The organism is Aestuariibaculum marinum, from assembly GCF_014596975.1.
GTDB classification, from domain to species: Bacteria; Bacteroidota; Bacteroidia; order Flavobacteriales; family Flavobacteriaceae; genus Aestuariibaculum; species Aestuariibaculum marinum.
The window spans coordinates 154,876-170,906 of the sequence record NZ_JACVXD010000004.1; the positions used below are offsets into that span (position 1 = coordinate 154,876).

Genomic DNA, 16,031 nt, shown 5'->3' on the forward strand with positions numbered 1-16,031 from the left:
CGATAGTGTTCTAATCAGTAATGCTTAATTCTTTTTCTAATTGTAATTTTCTATGATTCAATTATAAGAGTTTATAAAATGCGGTGCTTAGTGCGTGTTATCAATTTGCGTTAATAGGCCATCTAGTATTTCATCTTTTTCATCCAGAAGATGATCTTTTATGTACATATCAGGAATGACACCTTCGGCTTTTTTACTTCCATTAACTCGTGTAATATAACCTTTTGAAATTTTCACTTCAACTCCTGTTTTAGGTAAGTTATAAGCATACTGTGAGGCATATAAACTAGGGAAATCTCCAGTTTCTTCTCCAACAATTACGGCAAATTTGTAATCCTGAATTTGAGCAGCTGTTACAGCGGCTTGCGAATGTGACTGCCTATTAACCAATACATAAACTTTTCCGTTGTATCTTTTGTCTTTTGGTTGTGGCTGATATTCGTTAAACTTATATGGATAAATACTACCATTTTCGTGCTCTAAAACACTTTTCCAGTATGGGTTAGTGATATCATAATTCTTTCTTACGTGGCTTTTTAAAATGGCACTGGTTTTCATTGTAAATTCAGAACACCAACGAAATGGTTTTTTAGCAATGTATGATACCATATAGTCGCTAAAAGCGTCATCTCCACCAAGGTTATTTCGGAGATCAATAATAAGATTGGGGACTTTCTTTTTGTTAATTTCTACAAAAGATGAATCTATAAATCGTTTATATTTTTTCTCATCACCGCTAAAATTCCCTGGTATTAAATAGGCAGTTTTATTAATAAACTGCAGCGCTCTGTTTACAAAAGAGATCTCTTTTCTTTTATATTCATAATCTTCAATAAGGCCTATCGATTTTAATTGATAGTCTTCTATAATACCATTTTTCTTTACTGAAACTGTAAAGTTTTTTTGTTCACCAAAGGCCTGCCAATAAAGTCTAGGGAAGGTGGTAAGTTCTAGTTTTGCAAGTTTAAAATACCGCCTTTCTGCCGAAATTAAAGGATATATTTTTGCTAATACCTCTGCTATTGGTTTATTGTTAATACTAATAACTTCCGTGCCAATTTCAAGCGAATCATTATTTGACCAATTTTTTCTAATAAGTGCTTTGCCATTTTCAAAGGCAAGTTCTAAAGGGAAAAGTGTGCCGTTAGAGTAGGCGAATTCGGTATAGGCTGCAGCCGGGAAGGGAATTTCAGTATGGCCGTTATTTGCTTTCGAAATTACTGACTGAAATAAAGAAGTAACTTCCAGTAGTGAGAGACTATCTTTGGTTATGGAAGATTTTATTTGTTCAAAATTTTCATTGAATGATTCCTTGGTTATATAGGTATATAAGTTGTAGTGGGCCTGTTCCAAAGATTCACGTAAAAAGTTTAAGTCTTCTATAACTTCTTGTTTGAAAAACATTTTTTGCCCAAAAGATTGAACCGTAAATGCAAGAGTTATAATAATTAAATATATGTTTTTCATAAACAGTATGGTCTTTTTTATTTTGTTTAAATTTTAAGTGTAATGTATAGATTTTCTTCTTATAATGGCTAAGATAAAACTAACTAACATATTTTTCATCTTTATGTTTTGTCTAATATAAGAAGTCCAAATAAGTTAAAGTTAGTGGTTTTTGATTGGGGTATTGCTAGAGATGGATTTTAAGGCCATATTGCTGTTGTTATTTTAATCCCATATTTCGGGACGGTTAAGTTCCATAGCTCTTAAATAGGAAAGGAATTGCCCTGAATGAACAGATTCATGATATCCAATTCGTAATAAATATTGCGAAAGAGGTTTCTTCTCACCATTGCCAGGATGAACGATTTTTGTTTCATTTAATTCTATTTCCGAAAACCGACTAACGCTTTCTAAAAATATTTTTCTGTAAGGCTCATAAAATTCGAGTTCCTTGGCTACACTAATAAAGGGTCTTTTACTATCCCAAGGTGTTTTATAATGGGCCATATCTTGTTGATTAATAATCATATTCCATCCATAATCAGCTTCCAGTACATGTCGTATCATTTCTATGGCACTCATGGCATTATTGTCGGGTTTCCAATGGTAATGTGTTTGGGGTAGTGCATTCCAGAGTTTTATACTTTTTCTTCTTATTTCTGTAAAATTTAAAATTATAAGTTCAGATGCTGTCATTTTCTTGAGTTATAGTATCGTAGTATGGTTATTACTTAATTTATCGAGATAGGGAATTTATGAGGATTTTAATGCAAACGAACTTGCCGCAATTGTGATTATATATTGTAAGCAAACGTTTTTATATTCATTTAATTTCAAGGTCTATAAAAAAATGAGTTTCATTAAAATTATGGCCCATAGCAATACATTTTACAAGAAATACATTTTTCTTTATAGCTACAGCCCATAGTAGACTAGTCCATCAACTGCCGGTTCAGTCAATACGGCGTTCTTGTTTGGCCGTAACGACTACACGAATGCTTAGTTATTGGCACAGTTTTTTATTTTTTCCACTCATCTTTATTTATGCACATATTAATAGCAATCCATTTTTCTTCTCCTAATTTAGCCTCTGTGGTAATTCCTTTGTTTATTTTCATTCCCGATTTTTCATAACATTTTATTGCTCCAATATTCCAATCGAAAACATTTAGGTTTACTCTGTTAACTTTTAATTCCTCAAAGGACATTCTTAATAATTCATTAATAAGTTTCTCTCCAATTCCTTTTCCTCTAAATTTTGTGTTACCAATCAATATTCGGCAAAGTCGAGCGTTAAATTTATCCTCTAAATATATTTCAGCGTGTCCAATTACAGTTTTACCATAAACTACTTTAAAAACAAATCTATTACTATCATTTAGGTAATTTACAATTTGAGTTTCTGTTATTGGATATGAAAACATGTCTCCAGCGAACTGAAATAAATCCTTTTCATTGTCAATCCATTTTGATAAATATTCTAAGTCTTTGGATTTAAAATGTGCCAATTTTATCATAATAATTCGGTTTGTCTAATTGTAGCTTACATTTCGGCTGAGGCAAGTGGTCAGATCAAGGAATTTTTCGTTTTAAAAGCCAAATTCAAAAGACTTGGCGGACTTAGTGAATAAACCTAAGTTATTAAATTTAGCGCTTTTTGTTCCATATGCTATTGGTGTAGTTAGAAGCTTTTTTTAATTATCTTCTTTTCAAATTTTAAGTCCGGTTTATTATCAATTTGTACTTAGTTCTTTTTATAATTACGCTTTTTGTAATTCTTTATCATTTTGCCAAAATCCTTATCCTTCTTCCGTTTTTCTGCAACTGTCGCTTCAAAGTGTTCTTTTTCTCGCTCCATTTTCAAGAAGTTTTCGTAGGATGAATGGTCTATGTCGCCACGTTCAACAGCGCTTAAAACTGCACAGCCTGCTTCAACGGTATGCGTACAATCTTTAAACTTACAGTCTTTAGAATATGCAATAATTTCATTAAACGTCATTTCTAAACCTGCTTTAACATCGGTAATCCCAACTTCCCGCATGCCGGGGTTGTCAATAAGTATTCCGCCATGTTCAAGAATAACTAATTCACGGTGACTCGTAACATGCCTGCCTTTATTTGTACTGGAACTAATGGTATTGGTTTTCATCAACGCTTTGCCCGATAAGTTGTTTAACAGACTTGATTTCCCTACGCCCGATGAGCCTAGCAAACAATAGGTTTTACCTTTTTTAATATGCGTTTTAAGTGCTGTAAGTCCTTTTTTAGAGGCGTTGCTTATGGGAATAATTGGGACGTTTTTTATTCTTTCCTGAATGTTGTTAACTACTATTGATAACTCGGTGTCTGAAATCAAATCGATTTTATTAAGCACAATAATCGGACTTACGTTAGAGGTGTGGCATATGGTTAAATAGCGTTCCATTCTATTCACGTTAAAGTCTCTGTCAACGGCTTGAACAATAAAGGCGTAATCAATATTTGTAGCGATAATTTGTTTTTCTCCGTGTTTTCCAACGGCTTGTCTCTCAATACTGGTTGTCCTTGGAAACACCGCATGAATAAGTACTTTATCAGCATCATATTCAGATATGGCTACCCAATCGCCAACAGCAGGAAAGTCAGATCTGTCCTGTGCCGTAAAGCGTAAATTTCCAATAATTTCAGCGTCATATTCGCTTTGTTCTGTTTTTACAACATACCTTTCCTTATGCTCTGAAATCACCCGACCCACTTCAAAAGCATCAAGATGCTGGCTTTTCCTAAATTGTTCCAGTGCTATGGTATATCCTAAATCTTCGAGCGTCATTGGTTTCTTGTTGTATTAAACACAATGGTTTGTATAACCGTTAGTTACTTGATTAAAGTTAATGATTTTTGGTATAAGATAGTTCGATTTTAAGGGAAGCTTACAAATCACATTCAAAAACAACAAACGCCCTTAAAATGGGCGCTTATGCATCATGTTTTTACAAAATTATGGGCTTGTGCAACGGCTACTGGTGTTGTAAGCAGGCTTTTTTTTTAAGTAGTAATTTTTATGTCCGAGTTTAGTTCTAATATTTTCTTTATAAAAGATTCATTTGTTTTTGGGCTAATATAAATCTCTTCGTATTTATTATATTTTATAATCAATCCGTCTGGCGCAGTCGCAGGTTTTATCCCAACCCAAAGAGTTTTTCCTTTTACAATTTCATGAATATTAGCAATAATAATCGACCCAAATATTGGACCACTTTTATACTTTAGTTCTTTTTCAGTCAATTTATAAGATGTTCCAAAATGTATCCATAAAAGTAATCCAATAACTAGAACTAAAATTAAATCAAGCCATTTGAAGGTATAACTTGTATCGTAATCATTACTTAGAAAAATGTGTATGCAAATAATCCCAATTATTGAAAAAATTAGGGTAGTAAACAACGGTTCTTTTCTGCTTTTAAATTTCATATGGTATTGTTTAGCTTGCTTACAACGGTCTCGGCTATGAACAGTTGGGGATTTTTTGTCCTAACTTTTCAGTTTGGCTCCGACCTTTGTTTTATGTTTATACTTACGTTTTATCACTTTCGCCCCAATTGTTTATAGCCATTGTTGCCAGTAGTTTTTTAGTTGCTTAGTAAAAATCATAATATAAACTCCATTCATTGGTTTGATCATTTTTCGCAAACATTAAACTTCCGCTGTCTATAATATTTAGGTTTATTTTTTCGTCAGACGTAATTTGAAATATAAATTCAAATCCGTTACCAAATCCTTCGTCTATTCCAATTCCAGATTGACAATAGGAAGGAAATCCACCAATTTTATGTTCATACTGATGAAAATCAGCTATGTCATAATAGCTTTCAATTTCGCCACTATTCTCAAGTTCAAGTATTTCATCTTCCATTTCAGAAGACAAACCACCACCATCCCAAATTGGACAATCCTTTTTCATTTCCGCCTTTAATGGAAATTGTTTGATGAAAGATTTTGGGTTTGATAAATCTTTTACAATAATATCATCTAAATTTTCATATTCTCTAATCAACCAATTTTCTCCCATTTTCTCCAAACATTCTGGATATTCATTTGAGATAAAAACGGTCAAAATTTTTGTGTTCAGTAATTTAGTATGTATAAAAGGTAAATTCGGAATATAAATTTGAGCTAAAGGAAGCATCAGTTCTCCATTTTTGTCAGTCGGAATAGTTTCTTCATCTCTATAAACTGAAACTTTTCCAATCCAACTTTCTTGAATTGTGTTTTCAGGTCTAAATCCGCCTACTTTAAAAATTGTAGCGTCTTTGGATATTTTCTCTTTAATTTCTTCGCTTTTCAATTTCGTTTGTTTTCAAATTACTGGCAACGGTTTGTGTATAGTTTCGTTGCGTGAAAATCCGCAGGATTTTCAGGTTTAAGAAACTAAGATAGCAAAGTTGCGAGGATTTTCCGTGAGGAAAATCGGAAGCAATGAATTATACACTGTGTTGTGCTTAGTTTTTTTTCAGTTCTGGTTGGTTTTTCGTTTGGTTTTTCAAGTTTTCCAACAATAATTCTGCACTTTTTGTTGCATTTAATTTTCCTGCTTGAAATTCTGAAATGATCGCAAAGTTGGGTAAAATCTGCAAATCATCTGACGGTTGTAGCAAGGAATCAATTTTCGTTTTGGTATTTAATTCCGTTACAGTATTTAGTTTATTTTTCAAGTCAGTTTTTGCGTATTCAAACCGTTCAGCTATTTTTTTCTTTTCTAAGTCATTTTCCCCAATTAAATTGAGTTTAATAATTAGTGAATCCACAATTCGATTATGTTTAATTGTGGAATAATAAATCAGAGCAGAATTCTCTCCTTCAGATTTTTTTATTCGTTTTGAGTTAATTTCATTGAAATATTTTTCGATTTTATTTTCTTTAATTTTATTCAAACTATCTAGCTTAATTCCGATAGTAGAAAATGAGCTCTCAACTTCATTTGTGAGTTGATTGCATGAAATCAAAGTCAGGATTAATAATGTTAGAATTATGTTTTTCATAAATTAAGCACAACGGTTTGTGTATAGTTTCGTTGCGTGAAAATCCGCAGGATTTTCAGGTTTAAGAAACTAAGGTAGCAAAGTTGCGAGGATTTTCCGAGAGGAAAATCGGAAGCAATGAATTATACACGGTGTTGGCATGTCGTTTTTTATTAATTTTCACACAATACTTCAAGGACGTGAACCAACTATGATTTCAATTCGTTCTGTCGAAAGATCTGTTTTTTCTACTACTCGAGTGTTGATATTATTTTTATTAAATGTTTCGTTTATGACATTGCCAGTTGAATCTTGTTTTAAAGAATTTTCACGAATTATTACGCCAGAGCCAACTCCGCCAATTATTATTTCCTCCCAGACACCATCAACTTCCCAACCAGCTTCAATTAAGACATCTTTTATTGTATTTGCAAATCTAATAGATTCTCTATCGCCTTGAATACCCATTAAAACCACTTTTGTAATTGGAAGATTTTTCAAGTTTTCTAAAAGCAAATTTCTTTGATTTGGTTTAAGTGTTCTTCCTACTTGTTCGTCTTCTAATTTCTTTAAATATTTCGATTGCTTTGAATTATCTATAGCGGTAATAATTAATCCAATTACAAGCATTAAAGCAGAAAAAATGTCGAGGTGAAAATCATTGATTCCAATAAAAAATGACTTTATCAAATCACGTAAAAGACCAATTCCAATTAAGCCTCCAAAAAGTGCAATAAAAAATCCTAACCAGAATCTCATTTTTAAAGTTATATTTTTAGTGTTGTATTAAATGCATGCCAACTTGTTTATATGCGTTATTATTTGTTTGATAATATCCTAACGAGGTAGGATAACAACATATTTCAGGTTTTAAATATAACGCTTATTCTTACATTTTTAAAACGAAGTTACGCACAGTTATAAAGACTTATTAACAGTTGTGCATAGTTTGTATTCCTGTTTAACAGCAGTCTTATACCACCCATGTTCAGCTAAAGCTGTTTTTTAAAAATATAACCCTGAGCGAGAGCTGAACAAACCTCGAACAAAACTGCAACAAAACCCCTGTTTTTTTGGCTTCAGTCTCAAATCGTCCCAAACTGTCTCAAATGGTCTCATGCTGTGTCAATGTGTGTCAAATGGTGCCACAGGTTTGTGAATCAGGTGGTTGTGTGCTAGTTTCGAGCTGTTTAACCCCTAAAAATCATATATCATGGGAAAATTTAGTAAAGGCATCCTTGGAGGGTTCTCCGGAAAAGTAGGTAACGTGGTGGGTGCACGTTGGCGCGGACAAGATATTATGCGCAGTTTGCCGCAGCGCGGTAATTATGTACCAACAGCAGCACAGCTCGATCAGCGGGTGCGGTTTAAAACGGCTATAGGTTTTGTAACGCCTATTAAAACTATCTTGTCGGCGTATTATGGTAAACAGCAGGGCGATAAAAGTGCTTTTAATCTGGCTACGGGTTATGTGTTAAAAGAAGCTTTGTTACCCGATGGGTTGGGCGACTATACCATTGATTACCCTAAAGTACTTATTGCGAAAGGTGATTTACGCGGACTGGCCAACGGGGCAGTGGTAGCCGCAGCCAGTCAGGAACTCACCATCACCTGGGATGATAACAGCGGACAGGGTAATGCCACCACTACCGACGAGCTGGTGGTGGTCGTGTATTGCGAGTCGCTCGATTTGTTTGAAACGGCTAATCCGGCAGGGACACGCGATTTAACGACCGTACAAATGCCACTGCCACCATACTGGGCAGGGCAGCAGGTTCAGGCCTGGGCAACCTTTGTAACAGCTGATAAGCAACTGGCTGCGACGAGTACGTTTTTAGGTGCGGTGACGGTATCGTAAGGAGTAAGACGTATGTCGTGAGACGTGAGTTGTAAATAGTGAGGGGTGTTGTGCTTCTCACTTTTTTATTTATTTCTGCGCAGACATGACAGTTGTGGTGGTGTCACCCTGAACTTGATTCAGGGTCTGGCCACAAGGGGTAGAGATGCTGAATCAAGTTCAGCATGACAGGGGGATTTTGTCATTCCGAACTTGTTTCGGAATCTATCAGATAAACCACTTTGTGCTGACTAACTAATGTTGTTACTTTACTTGATTCAGGGTCTAACTGGAAGGGTGGCTATAGATGCTGAAATGAATTCAGCATGACAATGGGGAGTTTGTCATTCCGAACTGGTTTCGGAATCTATTAGATAAACCACTCTGTGTTTGCTAACTATTGCTGTTACTATACTTGATTCAGGGTCTAACTGGAAGGATGGCTATAGATGCTGAAATCGAAGATTCAGCGAAGCTAAATGAATTCAGCATGACAGAGGAAGAGTATGGTAAACAAGCTCAGCATGACAATGAGGAGTATGTCATTCCAAACTGGTTTCGGAATCTCCATCTTTGGTTTCCACAGCTACCTACAAATCTTCCCAACGCATATTATGCTGCATCAAATTCAGGGTAAAATACTTCGGGTAGTAGCGCGTGCCTCCCATAGTGGTGTAAGGCAGTTGTTTTTGTTTGCACCAGCGGTATAAAGTGCTTCGGCTAATTTTAAAGAAGCGTTGTACTTCATCGGCGGTCATCCAGTGCTCATCTTTAAAAGCATGTTTTTTAGGGTGTTCAGGTTTCATAATAGAGGGCTTTGGGTACTTGTGTAACGACATTTATGTCATAAATACATGGATTAATGAATTGTAAATCACATAGTTAATAAAAATCTTATAATTAAAAAATACTTACTTCTACGTATTTTTTGATGAACGTATTCTGTTGCAAACAAAAAAAAACACCCGAACCAAGGGGCCGGGTGTTTTGTATTTAATATGGTAAAGTAATTATTGTCTGGTGTCAGATTTTAAAATGGCATCAATAGCCTTGTTAATATCTAACGAAGCAGCTGCCTGACGTGGCGGAAACTCTTTAAATGTTGCCAGGTGCTCGCTCAATAAACCAATAGCAGGTTGCATAACCCAAGATTTCTCCATAATTAAATGGAAACCAGTAATATCGTCGTATTTTTCAAATGGGTCTTTTCTTAAATTGAATAGTTGCGGCATGGTATGGCTTACCATATCGTCAAAATAACGCTCTTTGGTTGCAAAGTGCATTTTCCATGGACCTACACGCATAGCCGTTAAACCAGATTCGTAGTAATAAAAGAAATAGTTTCTGGCAGACTTATCAGCTTTACCTGTCCAGTAGTCTAGATTCTGGAATCCGTCTACATAAACTTTATAAGTCATATCGCCGGCTTTATAGCCTTTCTTTAAATCGTCTTTAATGTTTTCTTTACCTACAGCTGCCATAAGGGTAGGTAACACGTCTTCGTGAGCAGAGATACCGTTTCTAACTAAGCCTGCAGGAATATTTTTAGGCCAGCGTACCATAAATGGCGAACGTACACCACCTTCGTATGTGGTCATTTTTTCGCCTCTAAACATAGTAACCCCTGCATGTGGGAAGGTACTTTGCTCTGGGCCGTTATCGGTTGTGTAAATAACAATAGTATTTTCATCTATTCCTAAATCTTCCATATAATCTAACAGTTGCCCTACGTGCCCGTCGTGCTCCATTAAACCAGAACCAAATAAGTCCATATCGGTACTAATTGGTGTGGCAAGGTTTCGAGATGCTTCTTTTAAGTGCGTGTACACATGCATACGGCTGGTAGCATGCCAGATAAAGAATGGCTTTTTAGCATCTTTAGCACGTTTCATGAAATCTTTGGTTTTAGCTACCAATTCTTCATCAAAGGTTTCCATACGCTTAGACGTTAGTTTACCAATATCGGTAACCTTTTGTTTACCAATAACGCCAAAGCGCGGATCTTCGGTGCTGTCATAAGAGTCTGTAGCATAAGATTCGATAATACCTCGAGGCCCATATTTTTCGTAGAAGGCTTCGCTTTTTGGGTAATCGGCTTGTTCTTCTTCTTCCGATACATTTAAGTGGTACAGGTTACCAAAGAACTCATCGAACCCGTGAACTGTTGGTAAATGCTCGTTACGGTCTCCTAAGTGGTTTTTACCGTACTGAGCTGTCATGTAGCCCATAGGTTTCAATAATTCTGCCAGGGTAGGGTCTTCTTTTTTAAGTCCCAGAGGGTTACCTGGTTGCCCTACGGTGGTTAATCCGGTACGTACTGGTTTTTGTCCGGTAATAAAGGCGGCACGCCCGGCAGTACAACTGGGTTGTGAGTAGTGGTCGGTAAATATCGCACCTTCTTTAGCAATACGGTCGATGTTTGGCGTTGGGTATTGCATACCTAAACTGTAGCACCCTAAGGAGTTAGGCGCCACGTCGTCTACCATAATAACTAAAATATTGGGTTTGTCTTGTGCAAGCGCAAATAAAGGAAGTGCAAATACCAATAAAAGTATTCGCTTAAATAGAGGGGTGTTTTTAATCATAATGTTGTAAAAAGTTAAAGGTTAATAATTAAATTTTCCGGTATAACCCTTGTAGAAATAATTGGTTTGTAATGGTTTTTCTAAAGATACGAATATTTGTGTAATTTACTGATAGTTAATATTTCTTTGTGTTATGGATACATGAAATTGAAATACCATGTATTTGTTGGTTGTGAAGGTAAAGCAATAAAAAAGCCCGAGATTATAGTCTCGGGCTTTCTAATGTTATGAGGTTTTTTTATTGTTTACCTTCTCCCAGTTGTTTTACCAGTTCGGAGAAATCAAGAGTAGCTGCTTTTTGTACAGGCGGATATTCCTGAAGAGATTTAATATGTTCTCCAAGAATTTCCTGAACAGGTTCATTTACGAATTGTTTCTTCTGTATAATATCTGAACGATCCGTTAGGTTGTCAAAACTTTCAAAAGGATCAAAATGGATGTTGTACATAATAGGAAACTTTTGTTTTTCATAAGGTGCGTAATAGTTTTCACTGGTTTCAAAGTGTAATTTCCATTGATTAATTCGAATAGCTCTTATAGTAGATTCGTGATAATATATGAAATTATTACGCTCACTTTTGTCGCTTTTGCCTAACCAATAATCAAGGTTATTAACTCCGTCGATATATTGTTTTTTCTCTTTCATCATCTTATCAGCAACATCTGGCACACCTGCTGCGGCTGCTAAGGTTGTAAAGATGTCCATGTGCGATTGAATACCTCTAAGTGTTTGGCCGGCTGGAATATGATCCTTCCACATCACCATCATAGGTACACGAACACCACCTTCGTAGGTTGTCATTTTTTCACCTCTAAACGGTGTGGTACCACCATGTAAGCGTGCGCTATGTTCCGGACCGTTATCGGTAGAATAGATAACTATAGTGTTCTCTAAAGCCCCCATTTTTTCAAGTTTATCTAACATTTCGCCTATCATCATATCATGTTCCATCATACCGCTACCATACATATCGTGCTCGGTAGTATGCTCAAGTGCTAAATAGCGACTCTCAGGTTTTAAATGCGTGTACATGTGCATTCTACTTGGATTAAACCAAACAAAATACGGTTTATCATCATCTTGTGCTCTTTTAATGAAATCTAAAGAAGCTGCCATAAACTCTTCGTCTACGGTTTCCATACGTTTTCTTGAAAGTTGTCCGGTATCTTCAATACGTTGTTTACCAACCTTACCAAAGCGAGGATCTTCAGTCGTGTCATCTTTATCAGTCGCCCAGGTATGTAAAACCCCTCGAGTACCAAATTTTTTAAAGAATTCAGGGTCCTGTGGATAATCTTTTTGCTCGAATTCTTCCTGAGTGTTTAAGTGATATAAATTTCCAAAGAACTCATCAAAACCATGAACGGTTGGTAAATGCGAATTAAGATCACCTAAATGGTTTTTACCAAATTGCCCTGTGGCGTAACCTTGTTCTTTAAGCACTTCGGCAAGGGTTGGCGATTCTTTTTTTAATCCTAACGGACCACCAGGTCTACCAACGGTGGTCATACCACTTCTAATAGGGTATTGTCCGGTAATTAATGCGGCACGCCCCGCTGTACAGCTTGGTTGCGCGTAGTGTTCTGTAAACATGGCACCTTCTTTAGCAATACGGTCTATATTAGGTGTTGTATAACCCATAACGCCATTGCCATAAGCACTTACGTTACTCCAACCTACATCATCCGGAAAGATGATTAAAATGTTGGGCTTGTCTTGTGCTAGTGTAACTAACGGTAATACAAATACCCCAAACAGTATTCGTTTAATTAAGTGTTTAGTTTTAATCATAATTATAAAAATTAAGTGTTAATCATAATTTGTAGAGTAATTCTTAAAAATACGTATAATAATAATTCTAGGCAACAGCATATTGATTGTTAAATTGTTAAAATTTAACATGAATGTTAAGCATAGCAGGGATCTTTAAAAGGATTGAATAAAAAACGCCTGAGAAAAATACTCAGGCGTTTTTGTTAATTTTGTTTTACGTATTATAATTAATACCGTTTTTAGAATGTTTTAGTTTTTACTTGTCGGTGTTAATTTTCTTAACTCTTCATCAATATCGAACTCCATACTTTTCATTCGCGGCGGATATTCTTTTAAAGATTGCATAAACACACTTATTTTTCCAAATGCTGGTGCATATGTCCAGGCACGGTCTTCTAACCATTCGTTATAGCCGCGAGATTCTATAAAACGTTCAAAAGGGTCTAATTTAAGATTAACAACAATAGGAGTTACCATATCTTGTTGTACACCATTAAACCACTTGTCTTGTTTTTTGAATAAAAACTTGTAGTCTCCATAACGAACACCATGTAAAGTAGTTTCTGTAAAATAGAAGAATTCTTTACGTTTGGAAGGTCCTTTTTTCGTGATAAGATCTGTTTGGTCGTACCCATCTAAATGGATTTTTTCGTAGCTTCTTTTTCCTGCTTTATAGCTGTCAAGCATTTTTTCTTTAAGGTCAGGCTCTCCTAATTGAGACATAATAGTTGGTAACCAGTCTTCCATAGTCATAAATTCTCCGGTAGTTGTTCCTTCAGGAATTACGCCAGGCCATTTTACCATCATAGGAACTTTAAAGCCACCTTCATAGCCACCTACACCTTTTTCACCACGAAACGGATGGTTACCACCATCAGGCCATACAAAAGAGTAAGCACCGTTATCAGTAGAGAACATAACAATGGTATTGTCGTCAACATCTAATTCTTCAAGTAAACTTAAAAGCTCGCCAACAATATCGTCCATTTCCTTAACACCATCGGCATACAAACCATAGCCAGTAACGCCATCGTATTTTTCAGAAAGGTGCGTATGCATGTGCATACGGGTTAAGTTATGCCAAACAAAAAACGGCTTATCGTCTTTTACGGCATCGGTTATAAAACGTTTAGATTCTTTTAAAATCTCCCAGTCCAATGTTTTTTGACGTTCAGCACCAAAGCCACCTTTATCTTCTATTTTCTGACTACCATCTGCTTGTGCCCAGGAATGAATAACTCCACGTTGCGCAAATTGTTTTGCTACTTCAGGGTCTTTAGGGAAATCGTAAAGCTCTGTATATTCACCAGCATTTAAGTGGTATAAAATTCCGAAGAACTCATCAAACCCATGATTGGTAGGTAAATGCTCGTCGCGATCGCCTAAATGGTTTTTACCAAATTGTCCGGTAGCATAGCCCATTGGTTTTAATAGTGTCGCTAATGTTGGGTCTTTTTCACTCATACCTTGAGGAGCGCCAGGTAAACCTACGGTTGCTAACCCTACACGTATAGGGTATTGTCCAGTAATAAATGCGGCACGACCAGCCGTACAGGACGGTTGTGCATAATGGTCCATAAATAACATACCTTCATCGGCAATTTTATCGATGTTAGGTGTAGAGCCTCCCATCATGCCACGGTGGTAGGCACTTAAGTTCCACATACCAACATCGTCACCCCATATAATAAGGATGTTTGGTTTTTTCTTGCTTTGAGCAGAGGCGAATAAAGGAAGCACCAATGCCATGAGAAGTATTCGTTTTAATAAAAGTTTGGTTTTAATCATAAGTACAGAAATTAAAGTTTAAAAATTAAGTGTTAATCATAATTTGTAGAGTAATTCTTAAAAATACGTATAAAAATGAACTTAGACAACAGTATGTTGATTGTTAAATTGTTAAAGTTTATAGCAGCTTGTTAGGTGAGATGTTCAGGAATACATAAGAAAAGCCTCTTTGTTATGTACGGTTACAGAACTTAATATTGAGGTTTTACAAATAAATCCTGTGAAGCCATAAATTAGCTGTACCTTTGTGCCTTAACAAAACGAGGTGGTCTACAAGAATGCATGTTCATCTCAACAACCCGAAAAGGGTTTACTAAATTATTTTTATGTCATTTACCACCTTAGGCTTATCTGATGCCTTGCTAAAAGCAATTAGCGAAAAAGGATACACAACCCCAAGTCCGATTCAACAAAAAGCCATTCCACCAATATTAGAAGGGCACGATGTTTTGGCTTCGGCACAAACCGGAACCGGTAAAACCGCTGGATTTACCTTACCCTTATTACATACCTTATCGGAAAACCCTAAGGAAAAATATCGTCCTATTCGCGCCTTGATTTTAACACCAACCCGAGAGCTTGCCGCACAGGTATACGATAATGTTAGAGCATACAGTGCTCATTTAAACATACGCAGTGCTGTTATTTTTGGTGGTGTAAACCAGAAACCACAGGCCACGACTATAAGGCGAGGTGTAGATGTGTTGGTGGCGACACCGGGACGTTTGTTAGATTTACAACGTCAGGGCTTAGTGTCTTTAAAGCGCGTGGAGATTTTTGTGCTTGATGAAGCCGACCGTATGCTGGATATGGGTTTTTTACGTGATATAGAACGTGTGATTAGCATCATGCCGGAGAAGCGCCAAAACTTAATGTTTTCGGCAACCTTCTCACCTGAGATAAAAAAATTGGCACATGGAATTTTAAGACACCCTGTGCAGGTGGAGGCTACACCCGAAAATACGACAGTCGATGCTATTAGTCAAAAAGTATATCGTGTTGCCAAAGGTTTAAAGGCTGGGTTATTAACCAAACTGATTTCTGATGGAAAATGGAAACAGGTTTTGGTGTTTACCAGAACCAAGCACGGCGCCAATAAGTTAAGTGAAAAATTGAAAAAGGCTGGAATAACGTCTGCAGCCATTCATGGTAATAAAAGTCAGGGGGCACGTACTAAAGCCTTGGCCGGATTTAAAAGCGGTAGCGTTCGTGTATTGGTAGCAACCGATATTGCGGCTCGTGGACTGGATATTCCGTTATTACCTCATGTGATTAATTACGAGTTACCAAACGTTTCTGAAGATTATGTACATCGTATTGGGCGTACTGGTAGAGCCGGAGCGCAAGGGGAAGCTTTATCTTTAGTAAGTGCCGATGAAACGACCTATTTAAGAGATATTGAAAAGCTAATAGGATTAAAGATTCCCGTATCAATTGAAGCGGGGTTTGAGCCCGACCCAAATGCATCGACCAAGCCAGAGAAGCGTCAGCAAGGTAGACGTAATCCTGGGAAGGCAAAGTCTGAAAACAGTGCACAAAAGGGCAATACCGATAAAAGTCAGGCGCGTGGCAGACGTACCCGTAACAGAAGAAGCAATTCTTAA

General features: G+C 36.4%; 14 protein-coding genes. 2 read left to right on the plus strand and 12 right to left on the minus strand.

Features of this window, described 5'->3' with window-relative positions; genetic code table 11:
• Positions 1 to 87: 87 nt before the first annotated feature.
• The 8 genes from ICJ85_RS09505 to ICJ85_RS09540 all read right to left on the minus strand — a co-directional run bounded on the left by ICJ85_RS09505 (position 88) and on the right by ICJ85_RS09540 (position 7,202).
• Positions 88 to 1,467, minus strand: coding sequence for a S41 family peptidase (locus ICJ85_RS09505; protein WP_188223557.1), 1,380 nt, complete (start codon positions 1,465 to 1,467; stop codon positions 88 to 90).
• A 204-nt stretch (positions 1,468 to 1,671) separates the two neighbouring features.
• Positions 1,672 to 2,142, minus strand: coding sequence for a DinB family protein (locus tag ICJ85_RS09510; protein WP_188223558.1), 471 nt, complete (start codon positions 2,140 to 2,142; stop codon positions 1,672 to 1,674).
• Between the two features lie 323 nt (positions 2,143 to 2,465).
• Complete coding sequence (locus tag ICJ85_RS09515) at positions 2,466 to 2,963, minus strand: GNAT family N-acetyltransferase (protein ID WP_188223559.1); 498 nt, start codon at positions 2,961 to 2,963, stop codon at positions 2,466 to 2,468.
• 227 nt (positions 2,964 to 3,190) lie between these two features.
• Positions 3,191 to 4,255, minus strand: coding sequence for a ribosome small subunit-dependent GTPase A (rsgA, locus tag ICJ85_RS09520; protein WP_188223560.1), 1,065 nt, complete (start codon positions 4,253 to 4,255; stop codon positions 3,191 to 3,193).
• 215 nt (positions 4,256 to 4,470) lie between these two features.
• Positions 4,471 to 4,896, minus strand: a complete 426-nt coding sequence (locus ICJ85_RS09525; RefSeq protein WP_188223561.1) for a PH domain-containing protein — start codon at positions 4,894 to 4,896, stop codon at positions 4,471 to 4,473.
• A gap of 166 nt (positions 4,897 to 5,062) precedes the next feature.
• A complete protein-coding gene (locus ICJ85_RS09530) occupies positions 5,063 to 5,770 on the minus strand; it encodes a DUF1963 domain-containing protein (RefSeq protein WP_188223562.1) in 708 nt (235 codons plus the stop codon).
• A gap of 154 nt (positions 5,771 to 5,924) precedes the next feature.
• Complete coding sequence (locus ICJ85_RS09535; RefSeq protein WP_188223563.1) at positions 5,925 to 6,464, minus strand: hypothetical protein; 540 nt, start codon at positions 6,462 to 6,464, stop codon at positions 5,925 to 5,927.
• 171 nt (positions 6,465 to 6,635) lie between these two features.
• The gene (locus ICJ85_RS09540; RefSeq protein WP_188223564.1) at positions 6,636 to 7,202 is read right to left on the minus strand and encodes a hypothetical protein; all 567 of its coding nucleotides are present in this window, start codon (positions 7,200 to 7,202) and stop codon (positions 6,636 to 6,638) included.
• Between the two features lie 454 nt (positions 7,203 to 7,656).
• Between ICJ85_RS09540 and ICJ85_RS09545 the strand changes: the two genes are divergently transcribed.
• Positions 7,657 to 8,301, plus strand: coding sequence for a DUF6266 family protein (locus ICJ85_RS09545; protein ID WP_262891403.1), 645 nt, complete (start codon positions 7,657 to 7,659; stop codon positions 8,299 to 8,301).
• Between the two features lie 569 nt (positions 8,302 to 8,870).
• On the opposite strand, the gene ICJ85_RS09550 is transcribed toward ICJ85_RS09545, so the two are convergent.
• The 4 genes from ICJ85_RS09550 to ICJ85_RS09565 all read right to left on the minus strand — a co-directional run bounded on the left by ICJ85_RS09550 (position 8,871) and on the right by ICJ85_RS09565 (position 14,427).
• Entirely contained in the window at positions 8,871 to 9,086 is a 216-nt protein-coding gene (locus tag ICJ85_RS09550; protein ID WP_188223566.1) for a helix-turn-helix domain-containing protein, read from the minus strand.
• A 204-nt stretch (positions 9,087 to 9,290) separates the two neighbouring features.
• On the minus strand, positions 9,291 to 10,865 hold the full coding sequence (locus ICJ85_RS09555) for an arylsulfatase (RefSeq protein ID WP_188223567.1): 1,575 nt from the start codon (positions 10,863 to 10,865) through the stop codon (positions 9,291 to 9,293).
• A gap of 238 nt (positions 10,866 to 11,103) precedes the next feature.
• The gene (locus ICJ85_RS09560; RefSeq protein ID WP_188223568.1) at positions 11,104 to 12,657 is read right to left on the minus strand and encodes an arylsulfatase; all 1,554 of its coding nucleotides are present in this window, start codon (positions 12,655 to 12,657) and stop codon (positions 11,104 to 11,106) included.
• 231 nt (positions 12,658 to 12,888) lie between these two features.
• Positions 12,889 to 14,427 carry an arylsulfatase gene (locus ICJ85_RS09565; protein ID WP_241739523.1) on the minus strand — a complete coding sequence of 513 codons (1,539 nt, stop codon included), beginning with the start codon at positions 14,425 to 14,427 and terminating at the stop codon, positions 12,889 to 12,891.
• 326 nt (positions 14,428 to 14,753) lie between these two features.
• Here ICJ85_RS09565 and ICJ85_RS09570 point away from each other — a divergent pair, with 326 nt between their 5' ends.
• Positions 14,754 to 16,031 carry a DEAD/DEAH box helicase gene (locus ICJ85_RS09570; RefSeq protein ID WP_188223569.1) on the plus strand — a complete coding sequence of 426 codons (1,278 nt, stop codon included), beginning with the start codon at positions 14,754 to 14,756 and terminating at the stop codon, positions 16,029 to 16,031.

Bases quoted from the DNA above. Each gene is read 5' to 3' on its own strand.
- ICJ85_RS09505 (WP_188223557.1), bottom strand. From the start codon at position 1,467: ATGAAAAACATATATTTAATTATTATAACTCTTGCATTTACGGTTCAA.
- ICJ85_RS09510 (WP_188223558.1), bottom strand. From the start codon at position 2,142: ATGACAGCATCTGAACTTATAATTTTAAATTTTACAGAAATAAGAAGA.
- ICJ85_RS09515 (WP_188223559.1), bottom strand. From the start codon at position 2,963: ATGATAAAATTGGCACATTTTAAATCCAAAGACTTAGAATATTTATCA.
- rsgA (WP_188223560.1), bottom strand. From the start codon at position 4,255: ATGACGCTCGAAGATTTAGGATATACCATAGCACTGGAACAATTTAGG.
- ICJ85_RS09525 (WP_188223561.1), bottom strand. From the start codon at position 4,896: ATGAAATTTAAAAGCAGAAAAGAACCGTTGTTTACTACCCTAATTTTT.
- ICJ85_RS09535 (WP_188223563.1), bottom strand. From the start codon at position 6,464: ATGAAAAACATAATTCTAACATTATTAATCCTGACTTTGATTTCATGC.
- ICJ85_RS09540 (WP_188223564.1), bottom strand. From the start codon at position 7,202: ATGAGATTCTGGTTAGGATTTTTTATTGCACTTTTTGGAGGCTTAATT.
- ICJ85_RS09545 (WP_262891403.1), top strand. From the start codon at position 7,657: ATGGGAAAATTTAGTAAAGGCATCCTTGGAGGGTTCTCCGGAAAAGTA.
- ICJ85_RS09550 (WP_188223566.1), bottom strand. From the start codon at position 9,086: ATGAAACCTGAACACCCTAAAAAACATGCTTTTAAAGATGAGCACTGG.
- ICJ85_RS09555 (WP_188223567.1), bottom strand. From the start codon at position 10,865: ATGATTAAAAACACCCCTCTATTTAAGCGAATACTTTTATTGGTATTT.
- ICJ85_RS09560 (WP_188223568.1), bottom strand. From the start codon at position 12,657: ATGATTAAAACTAAACACTTAATTAAACGAATACTGTTTGGGGTATTT.
- ICJ85_RS09565 (WP_241739523.1), bottom strand. From the start codon at position 14,427: ATGATTAAAACCAAACTTTTATTAAAACGAATACTTCTCATGGCATTG.
- ICJ85_RS09570 (WP_188223569.1), top strand. From the start codon at position 14,754: ATGTCATTTACCACCTTAGGCTTATCTGATGCCTTGCTAAAAGCAATT.